10 protein-coding genes, 1 tRNA gene and 2 pseudogenes are annotated in these 9,654 nt (G+C 66.1%); 7 read left to right on the plus strand and 6 right to left on the minus strand.

Annotated features, from left to right (window positions below):
• Window positions 1–1,366: pseudogene (locus K9U40_RS20230) on the minus strand (hypothetical protein); the annotation flags it as partial.
• Window positions 1,367–1,725: 359 nt separating this feature from the next.
• Here K9U40_RS20230 and K9U40_RS20235 point away from each other — a divergent pair.
• Window positions 1,726–2,043, plus strand: a complete 318-nt coding sequence (locus K9U40_RS20235; protein WP_282891922.1) for a hypothetical protein — start codon at window positions 1,726–1,728, stop codon at window positions 2,041–2,043.
• Window positions 2,040–3,014 (plus strand): annotated as a pseudogene (locus tag K9U40_RS24855) (recombinase family protein); the annotation flags it as partial. The gene K9U40_RS20235 and the pseudogene K9U40_RS24855, both read left to right, overlap by 4 nt.
• 81 nt (window positions 3,015–3,095) lie before the next feature.
• On the opposite strand, the gene K9U40_RS20245 reads toward K9U40_RS24855, so the two are convergent.
• The 4 genes from K9U40_RS20245 to otsB form a co-directional block, all read right to left on the minus strand.
• The gene (locus K9U40_RS20245) at window positions 3,096–3,518 is read right to left on the minus strand and encodes a hypothetical protein (RefSeq protein WP_282891924.1); all 423 of its coding nucleotides are present in this window, start codon (window positions 3,516–3,518) and stop codon (window positions 3,096–3,098) included.
• Window positions 3,519–3,561: 43 nt separating this feature from the next.
• Window positions 3,562–3,648, minus strand: a tRNA-Leu gene (locus K9U40_RS20250).
• Window positions 3,649–3,749: 101 nt separating this feature from the next.
• Entirely contained in the window at window positions 3,750–5,228 is a 1,479-nt protein-coding gene (gene otsA, locus K9U40_RS20255; protein ID WP_282891931.1) for an alpha,alpha-trehalose-phosphate synthase (UDP-forming), read from the minus strand.
• A gap of 5 nt (window positions 5,229–5,233) precedes the next feature.
• The gene (gene otsB, locus K9U40_RS20260; RefSeq protein ID WP_282891925.1) at window positions 5,234–5,959 is read right to left on the minus strand and encodes a trehalose-phosphatase; all 726 of its coding nucleotides are present in this window, start codon (window positions 5,957–5,959) and stop codon (window positions 5,234–5,236) included.
• A 310-nt stretch (window positions 5,960–6,269) separates the two neighbouring features.
• Here otsB and K9U40_RS20265 point away from each other — a divergent pair, with 310 nt between their 5' ends.
• On the plus strand, window positions 6,270–6,620 hold the full coding sequence (locus tag K9U40_RS20265) for a hypothetical protein (protein WP_282891926.1): 351 nt from the start codon (window positions 6,270–6,272) through the stop codon (window positions 6,618–6,620).
• A gap of 45 nt (window positions 6,621–6,665) precedes the next feature.
• Window positions 6,666–6,938 carry a YMGG-like glycine zipper-containing protein gene (locus K9U40_RS20270; RefSeq protein WP_432715929.1) on the plus strand — a complete coding sequence of 91 codons (273 nt, stop codon included), beginning with the start codon at window positions 6,666–6,668 and terminating at the stop codon, window positions 6,936–6,938.
• 265 nt (window positions 6,939–7,203) lie between these two features.
• On the opposite strand, the gene K9U40_RS20275 is transcribed toward K9U40_RS20270, so the two are convergent.
• The gene (locus tag K9U40_RS20275) at window positions 7,204–7,377 is read right to left on the minus strand and encodes a DUF1328 domain-containing protein (protein ID WP_282891927.1); all 174 of its coding nucleotides are present in this window, start codon (window positions 7,375–7,377) and stop codon (window positions 7,204–7,206) included.
• A gap of 263 nt (window positions 7,378–7,640) precedes the next feature.
• Between K9U40_RS20275 and K9U40_RS20280 the strand changes: the two genes are divergently transcribed.
• The 3 genes from K9U40_RS20280 to K9U40_RS20290 all read left to right on the plus strand — a co-directional run.
• Entirely contained in the window at window positions 7,641–7,919 is a 279-nt protein-coding gene (locus tag K9U40_RS20280; RefSeq protein ID WP_282891928.1) for a hypothetical protein, read from the plus strand.
• Window positions 7,920–8,146: 227 nt separating this feature from the next.
• The gene (locus tag K9U40_RS20285; protein ID WP_282891929.1) at window positions 8,147–8,461 is read left to right on the plus strand and encodes a hypothetical protein; all 315 of its coding nucleotides are present in this window, start codon (window positions 8,147–8,149) and stop codon (window positions 8,459–8,461) included.
• A gap of 370 nt (window positions 8,462–8,831) precedes the next feature.
• Window positions 8,832–9,654: extensin-like domain-containing protein (locus K9U40_RS20290; protein ID WP_282891930.1), on the plus strand; the 823-nt coding region annotated here is incomplete at its 3' end.

Below are 9,654 nucleotides of genomic sequence, written 5' to 3' on the forward strand. Positions count from 1 at the left end.
TGGCGCCGGTCACCGATCCGCCGCTCTGGACATTCAGCGTGCCGCTCGATCCATTGTTGTTGCCGACATAGATAACGTTGCTGCTGCCGACGTTGCCGCCGTTCTGAACCGTCAGCGACCCGGTGCCGGACAAGCCGACGATTAGGTTTGTGGTGGAAGTCAGTTGCGATCCCGTGCCGGTGATCGTGGCTGTCCCCGTCGACCCGGTGGTGTTGCCAATATAGACGTTGGCGCCAGTCACCGATCCGCCGCTCTGGACATTCAGCGTGCCGTTCGAGCCGGTGTTGTTGCCGACATAGATAACGTTGCCGCTACTGACGGCGCCGCTATCGGAAACGGTCAGCGACCCGGTGCCGTTGTCGCCGGCCAGGATTAGGCCGGTATTGGTCAATTGCGACCCTGCGCCGGTGACGGTAACTGCGCCGCTCGAACCGGCGTTCACACCGATACTGACAGAGGAGCCGTTGCTGATGACCTTGCCACCGTCCTCGACAACGAGTGACCCCTTGGTGGTGCGACCGACATAGAGGAGGCCGGCAGCGCTAATAACGAGTTGCGACCCGGCGCCGGTGACGGAGATTTGTCCCGTATTGATCCCGTCGATCCAGACATGCGAGGAGGTCGTCACAACCCCGCCATCCTCGATGAAAAGCGATCCCGCACTGCCATTGTTTGTAACAAACAGAGTGGCGAGAGCCATTTGCGATCCCGCGCCGGTGACGGTGGCGGTGCCCGATGAGCTGAAACTGCTATTGCCGATATTGAAAGTGCCGCCGCTGCTGACCTTGCCGCCGTTCGAAACCGTGAGCGATCCCGTGCCGTTGTAACCAATCGTGCCTCCGGTGGAAGAGATCAGTTCCGACCCGCTGCCCGTGACCATCACTGTGCCGTTTGAACCGGCGCTATAGCCCGCGTAGAGGGTGGAACTGTTGACCTTGCCGCCGTTCTGAACCGTCAGCGACCCGGTGCCGGTGCCGGAATTGCCGACGATGATACTTCCAGAGGCAGTCCACTGCGATCCAGCCCCCGTGACGGTGGCGTCTCCAGTCGAGCCTGCAGCATACCCTAGATAGACGTTGGCGCCGGAAAGTGTCCCGCCGCTCTGGATGACAAGTGTTCCGGTGTTTCCACTGGACGTCCCGAGACGCACCTGAGACGCCGTCGCCCCTGGCCCGGCGACGCTAACGCCTGTCGTGTTGATAAGAGCGTTGTCGGTGGCGGTGGGCAGGATGTCGCTCGACCAGTTCTGCGCCGTCAGCCAGTCGCCCGTTCCGGCACCGTTGTCGAACATGTAGTTGGCGGCCAGCGCAGGAACGCCCGCGAGGCAGGTAAGGCAGGTTGAAAGCAGGAGTGCTGTTAATTTCATACATTTATCAATATAGAGAAATATAAACGCTAAAATATATCGTAATATTTTTAGATACTTAAATTTAAGCCATTGATCAAATGTATTATTATTTGCTCACGATCTTTTCCCGTTCATTCTATTCGCCTGATGAGGCAGAAACACGGGTCCATGTCCGTGTATCGGCAAAAGCTTGTCAGCTTTACCTCACTGCCCTCACTTTAGTTGTGTCATTCAGCCATTTCTGGTTGTGCACTGCAGATGGCGGGCTTCGACGTTCATTCGCCCATCCATCAGGGTTGGCGACAGTATCTTTCCTGTAATCCGACCACCCATTGCCGCCTCGCGCCCGCGCTGGGGCGGGGAAAGCCACCGTTGCCATGCCCCTCGACACCAACAAGTACTGGCCGTATCTCGACGGCTTCGACCTGACCGACGACCAGAAGGACGCCATGATTGAGGCGCTCTGGAGCATCGCCGAAGCCGTGGCGGATCTCGCCTACGGGATACACTCGACCCAGCTTATCGAAGTTGCCAATGATAATGATTCCTCTTGCAATTCCAGTGTGATAAAATTTTTTCAGTTAGCCGCCAACGATCCAGTTCTGGACAAGCTCACCGCCATAGCGGATGAGCGCGCGGCTGACAACGACAACATCCCGCTGTCACAACAACAAGAAAAGGAGGCCGGGACATGAGCGGCACCAATCCACCTACCCACGCCGTCATCTACTGCCGCGTCTCCGGCAAAAAGCAGGCAATCGAAGGTCAGGGCCTCGTTTCGCAGGAGAGCCGTTGCCGGGACTATGCCCGCGAGAAGGGTTACGAAGTCGTCGCCGTCTTCACCGACGATGTCAGTGGCGGCGGCGACTTCATGAAGCGCCCCGGCATGGTCCGGCTGCTACGCTATCTCGACGATCATCCCGACCGCGCCTTTGTGGTGATCTTCGACGACCTCAAGCGCTATGCCCGCGACACGGTCTTCCACCTCAAGCTCCGCCACGAGATGGCGCTTAGGAACGCCACCCGCGCCTGTCTCAATTTCCGGTTCGAGGATTCTCCGGAAGGCGAGTTCATCGAGACCGTTATCGCGGCGCAGTCCCAGCTGGAGCGCCAACAGAACAGCCGGCAGGTCAGCCAGAAGATGCGGGCGCGCATGCTGGCCGGATTCTGGGTGTTCCGCGCCCCGGTGGGCTATTGCTACGAAAAGGCCAGGGAAGGTGGCAAGGTGCTCGTCCCGGACCCACAGACTGCCCCTATCATCCGCGACGTGCTCGAAGGCTTCGCGTCTGGCCGGTTTGCCTCCCAGATGGAGGTCAAGAGCTACCTCGACCGCTATCCCGGCTTCCTCTACCGGGGCAGCGAGACCATCTACAAGCAGCGCATCCGGGACCTTCTGGAATGCCCCCTCTACGCCGGGTACATCGAGGCCCGCAAATGGGGCATTTCCCTGATGAAGGGCCGGCACGAGCCGCTCGTCTCCTATGAAACGCACCAGCGCGTATTGGAGCGCCTGCACAAGCCGCAGGGGACCTTCGTACGCCGGGACATGCGGGACGACTTCCCTCTGCGAGGTCTTGTCACCTGTGCCTGCTGCGAGCGGCCCATGACCGCCGCCTGGTCCACGGGGCGGAACGGGAAATATCCCTATTATCTCTGCCAGACCAAGGGCTGCACACATGCGGGCAAGTCCGTGCGCAAGGAGAAGATCGAAGGGGAGTTCGAATCGCTCCTCGACCACCTGCGCCCGTCAGAGCCCATCATGGCCATGCTTCGCGCGATGGTGATGGAGACGAGCGCGGACCGCCACCGGACCCATGCCGAGCAGGTCGCGGCCCTCAAGGCCGAACTGGCGGGTTTCGAGCGCAGGAAGGCCCAGCTCATGGAGCGGCTGCTGGCCGCCAGCGATTCGGTCCTCATCTCGCTCTACGAGGAACAGGTGCGGGAGCTGCACCAGCGCAAGATCGCGCTGGAGGAAAAACTGGCCGGAAGCCCCCGTCCGCTGGCCGATATCGAGACCCGTTATCGAACCGCTCTCAGTTTCGTCGGAAACCCGCGGAAACTCTGGGAGTCCGGCGACCTCAAGCGCCGCAGGCTGGTGCCCAAACTGCTCTTTGGTGGTCGCCTGCCGTATGACCGAAATGTGGGCTATCGAACCGGCGGCATCGCCCATCCCTTCAGGGCTTTGCAGCTGATCGAGACCGGAAAGTCCGGAATGGTGCGGGTGGTCGGACTCGAACCGACACTCTGTCACCAGAAACGGATTTTGAGTCCGTCGCGTCTACCAGTTCCGCCACACCCGCGCGAAGGCTTGCCGGAGGCGAGGCGCCTCCGCGGCAGTGCCGGCCGCTCGCGCTGCTATAGCGGCAAGGGGCCGGCGCGGCAACCGAGCGGGAACGCCCGTTCACACGCCGCGTGGCAGGAGATCGGAACGCCATGCGCCGGGCAGGCGCACCACCGAGCGGACGGCCGCCCGCGGCAGGGACACGCCACGCCGCTCCCCGGTCGCAGCCTCGGGCGCAAGGGCGGCGAGGAAGTCCTGGGCCCAGCGGTCGATGTCCCGCGTCTCCAGCACCTGCATCATGCGGGCATGGCGCTCGCGCCGCTCGGCGAGCGGCATCTCCAGGGCGCGGCGCAGGGCGCTCGCCATCCCCTCCGTGTCGTGCGGATTGACGATAAGGGCGCCCGTGCCCATCTCGGCCGCCGCCCCGGCGAACTGGGACAGGATGAGCACGCCGGGATCGGCCGGATCCTGCGCGGCCACGAACTCCTTGGCCACGAGGTTCATGCCGTCGCGCAGGGGCGTCACCATGGCCACCTGGGCGGCGCGGTAGAAGCCCGCCAGGGCCGAGCGCGAATAGGTGCGGTTCACATAGCGCAGCGGCGTCCACGAGACGTCCGAATAGGCGCCGTTGATCTGCCCCGCCTTGTGGGAGACGTAGCGGTCCATCTCCTGGTATTCAGGCACGTCGGTGCGGCTTTTGGGCGTGATCTGCACGAACGAGACCCGGTCATGCCATTCCGGCTGGGTCTTGAGGAAGTGCTCGTAGGCATCGAGGCGGTTGGGGATGCCCTTGGAATAGTCCAGCCGGTCCACGCCGATGATGAGCTTCTTTCCCATCAGGCTGTCGCGAAAGGCTTTCACGAAGGGGGCACGGCTCGCATGCCGGGCCCGCCGCGCGAAAGCCGCCGTCTCGATGCCCACCGGGAAGGTGCCGAGCCTCACCCGCCGCCCGCCGATGTCGCAGCCCGTGCCGTCCGGCGTCGGCTGGCCGCCGCGGGTTTCCAGATAGCGCGCGAAATTGTCCCGGTCGCCTTCGGTCTGGAAGCCCACGAGATCGTAATAGGCGAGCGCTCCCACGGTCTCGCCGTGCTGCGGCAGGGCCTGCACGATATCGGACGGCGGCATGGGGATATGGAGGAAGAAGCCGATGCGGTTCCTGTGGCCGCGCTCGCGCAGGTATTTGGCGAGGGGCATCATATGGTAGTCGTGGATCCACAGGATGTCGTCGGGGCGGATGATCTGTTCCAGGTGATCCGCGAACATGCGGTTGACGCGGATGTAGCCCGACAGGTCGGAGCGGAGGAACTCCGACAAATCCACCCGGTAATGCAGGACGGGCCACAACACCCGGTTGGCAAAGCCGTTGTAATATTCCTGGTGATCCTCGGCCTTCAGGTCGACCACCGCATAGGTGATGCCCGCCTTGCGGGTGACCTCCGGAATGTCGGACGGCTCGGGGCAGATGCGTCCGCTCCAGCCGAACCAGATCCCGCCCTTGTCCTTGAGGGCGGCATTCACCGCCACCGCCAGTCCGCCGGCCGAGACCCCAGAACGCTGGGGAACCGCCACACGATTGGATACGACCACGATGCGAGACACGAAGGTCACCTCCTGCGTTGCCGCGGCGCCGCCGCGAGGTGGGTGAGGAAGGCGCGCACCGACCCGGGGTCGGGGAGCACCCCGTGGGCGCCCGGACGCGGCGCGCCGACCGCGAGGGCGAGGCCGCCCCGCGCAGCGACGGCGCTGAAGGCAGCCTCATCGGTGACGTCGTCGCCGATGAAGACCGGAATGCGCCCGGCAAACGGGGCGCGGGCCATGAAGTCGGCCACCGCTGTGCCCTTGTCCAGGCTGGCGGGCTTGACCTCGAGCACGCAATGGCCGGGCATCAGGCGCACATCCACCCGCTCGCCCACGATGGCGCGCAGCGCGTCCTCGAGCCGCTCCCGGGCATCGGGCGCCGCGCGGTAATGGACGGCGATGGCGGTTCCCTTGTCCTCGGCGAACACGCCGTCGAACGCGCCGGCCGCCGCCTTCACCTCGCGGGCCAGCGCCTCGTCGAGGGCCGGCGCGGAGCGGATCCTGTCCTCCGGCGCAAGGCGCATCTGCGCCCCGTGGCTGCCCGCCGCGGCAAATCCGAAGGGATGGAAGAGCACATCGAGGGATTGGATGGTGCGTCCGCTGACGAGGGCGAGGGCTCCGCCGGCCCGCCCGGCCAGCGTGGCGAGCACCTGCGGCAGAAGCTGCGGCACCCGGACCGCATCCGGATGGGGCGCGATGTCGATCAGGCTGCCATCCACGTCGAGGAAGAAAGCGTGCGTGTCCGCGCGCACCTGCGCGCAAGCTGCCGGAAACCGCGGGTCGATGCCGTCCCCCGCGGCTGGAGCGCCCTGATGAGCAACGCCCCGGGCCTCGGCGTCCTTGGGTGCGGTCGGGTGCGGCGCGCAGAGCACAAGCCTTCTCCTTATCCCATTACAGTCGATGTAACGCCCGCACCCTCGCCATGGTTCCCCCGCATGATCGACGCAATGCCGCCATCCCGCGTCCACACCGGCAGAACCGTGGAACCGGAACCGTTACAGCGCGTTCAGGAAACGGCTCACGGGAGAACGCTCGATGCTCGGACGGCACAGGAATTCCACGGTGGATGGATTGAATCGCCGCGTCGCTGCGCTCAAGGACGAGATTGATGCGCTGCAATCCGCCCTGTGGCCCCGCCAGGGCAGCTTCGACCGGCTGGCGTCGGAGGCCCAGGACTGGATTTCCGAGCGCGCCGAATCCCTGCCCCGGATCAGCCTGCCCGAGGTCCGTCGTAAGGTATCAAAACACCTTCCAGCGTCCTCTCGGTCTTTAGCGGTGGTTGCTGCGGCGCTGGTGGTGGGCGCGGGCGTGGGCTGCGTGCTATATGCCCTGACGTCGGGACAGAAAGGCCGCCCGGCAGGGACCGGGGCGAGGGACGGCGTCCGTCGCCCGGCGTCAAAGGTGGCCGAGTGATTTGAAGGGATGCCCGGCACGCCGCCGGGGTCAGTAAGGGAGAACATGATGAAAGCGGCTCTCATTGTGTGCGCGCTGGCGCTGGGGCTGGCTGGTTGCAGCGAGTATTCGCGGCAGGACCGGGCCGTGGGCGGCGCGGTGATCGGCGGCGGGACGGGCGCGCTCATCGGCGCCGCGGCGACGGGCACGGGCACGGGCGCCCTGGTGGGCGGCCTGATCGGTGCCGGCACCGGCGCCATCATCGGCGCCGAGACCACCCCGCGGGCCTGCTGGGCGCGCGACGCCTATGGCAACCGCTACCGGGTGCAGTGCCCCTGAGGCACGGTTCGCCCGAGGCAACCGGAACGAGACAACCGGAACGAGGAAGGGGCGCCCCCGGCGCCCCTTTTCTTTTGCCTGCCGACCGTCATCCGTGGCCCGCCTGTCCTGTCCGGGATCTGCCCGGCGCGGTGGATGGCCGCGCGGTCGCAACGGGGCATTTACCCTGACGCCCCCATAAGGAGGTCACTCCAAGCAACTCGGGGCGGGCCGCGCCAGCGGACCCGCCCTTTCTTTTCCCGCCTCGTCACGCCTCCGGCCGGCGTCAGGGGGCCCGCCCCCGACGCATGAAGCCCATGACCGCCGAGATCAGGAAAAGGATGATCGCGACGAAGAATATGATCTTCGCGATCTCGATGGCGGTTCCGGCGATGCCGCCGAAACCGAGAACTGCCGCGATCAGCGCGACGACAAGGAATGTAAGCGCCCAGCTCAGCATTTCGCATTCTCCATTTCTGCTTTGGCCGTTGCATCGGCTTTCGAGGAAAAAGACCGGGCATGATCCGATTCAGCGTGTCGTGCCGGGCCAGAACTCCTCGATCATCCGGATCAATCACTTGCATCGCTCGTTTGCGCACCCAACGGCCGAGCTCGGCCGGAAGTTCCCCCGCCCTGGCGCGAAAGTGAGGCCGCCAGGCACTGGAACCAAAGGCGAGGTGACGCGTTTCAAGTCAGGCTGAGAGATACGAGTGGAGGAGCGGCATGAGCGAACCGCGACATGTGCCGACATCCGGCAGCTGGCCTGCCAGCGCAGCGCCCCATGGATATGACCGGACGGAGTTCCGTCCGGGTGAAAGCCGCAGGGATTATCCGCGACGCCCTCGCGTTCCCGATGAGGAACGGCGCCTGCTGCGCGAGGCCGAGGCCGCGTTCGAGGGTCCGGACCGCCGTCTCGATATCGACGCCGCCCTGTCCGGCGACCACGGCGCCAATCCGCCGGCAGATGACGGGGAGCGACCATCGCGCCTCTATCGGGAATAAGGGCGGACCGGCCCTGCCCCCCGGCACCGATCGCGGTCCCGGTTCCCGGCGTCGCGGGCTCCATTGCCCGGCAGACCGCAACAATTGTCATATTGCAACGCACGCAGGCGGGTGTCAGATGTGGAACCCGCCCGCGCCTGTCCAGAAGAACCGCCATGCGAACGGCACGTCCTGAAGGCCTACTCGACACTCCCATGACGATGCAGCACCAGAAAGAGGCAAGCGGCATGCGAACGCCTCACCGTCGCGATATCTCCGCACGGCAGGACCTTTTGGGCCGTGAGCTTCGCCAGCTGTTCGACGATTACACGCAGGAAGACATGCCCGGCGACCTGCAGAAGCTCGCCGAGCAGCTTCAGGCGGCATTCGAAGGACGCGGCGACGAGCCCTCCGACCCCGAGCCCTCCGACCCCAAGTCGTCCAACCCCAAGTCGTCCAACCCGGTGTCCGCCGGGCAGGCCCCGTCCGAGCCCGCGCGCAACGGCAAGGGCGATGCCGAAAGCGCTATCGCCAAATCCCCCCCCGACGGCGCCGAATACTGAGGCGCCGCCGGCCGGCCCTCCACCGGACTGTGACCCGAGGCGGCGCCCGCCGGCGTCAGTGCGGGAGCCCCGCCAACGGGCGAGCGCCGGGACCAGCGGATCGCCCGGCCTTCTCTCCATTGCTTCACCGCTCCCCGGTTCCGCCAGTGCTCCGCCCTGTCGCGGGCATCGGGTGGCGCCGACCCGGCTCCGTCCGCGCCGACCCGGACCGGGCCGCGCCGCGCCGCGCAGGATCGCAACGCGCAGGATCGGGCTGCCGCGGCCGCCGGCCTTCCCCCGCGCCATCCTGCCCACGGATTTCAGGCCGACTTTCGCGCCGCTGCGGCGGCTTTAACCCGTTCGCAATACCGCCCTCGGCAAGGTGCGCCCCATGGCGCGCATCTCCCTGTGGTTCCTCCTTCCTGCGCTGCTCCTCGCGGGGCTGCTCTCCGGCTGCCGTCTCGGCCTCGATTCGCGCGACCCCTGGCGCGCGGAAGCCGAGGAGCAATGCATCGCGCAGAAGGGTGTCGTCCCCTCCGCCTTCATGGAGCCCGTGCCGGCCATCGACGGGCCGGGCGTGTGCGGCATGGAGCACCCGTTCCGTGTCAGCGCCTTCGCCGAGGGCAACGTGGTGCTGGAGCCGGCCGGACGGCTCGCCTGCCCCGTCATCCGCGAGACCGACCTGTGGCTGCAGGACGTGGTGCAGCCGGCCGCCCTCGCCTGGCTCGGCCAGCCCGTCGTCGCCATCCGGCAGATGTCGGCCTATTCCTGCCGCGGCATGAACGGCAATCCCAACGCCAAGATCTCCGAGCATGCCTTCGGCAACGCCCTCGACGTGGGCGCCTTCCGCACCGCCGACGGGCGCTGGATCACCGTGAAGGACGGCTGGAAGGGCACGCCGGAGGAACGCGGCTTCCTCCTCCAGGTGCAGGCGGGGGCCTGCGAGCGCTTCACCACCGTGCTGGCGCCCGGCTCCAACATCTTCCACTACGACCACATCCATGTGGACCTGATGCGCCATGAAAAGGGGCGCACCATCTGCAAGCCGGCGCCGCGGCCCATGCCGGCGCCCATGGCGGTGAAGGCCCCGCCCATGGCGTCGGCTCCGGAAAGCCCGCCGCCCTACGCGCGCGCCACCTATACGCCGCCCGCACCGGAGCCGGCCGCGCCGCCGCCGCCCGCACCGGTCCAGCAGCCGCCCTTCTTCTCCACCT

Source organism: Xanthobacter autotrophicus (assembly GCF_030015065.1).
Lineage (GTDB): Bacteria > Pseudomonadota > Alphaproteobacteria > Rhizobiales > Xanthobacteraceae > Xanthobacter > Xanthobacter autotrophicus_D.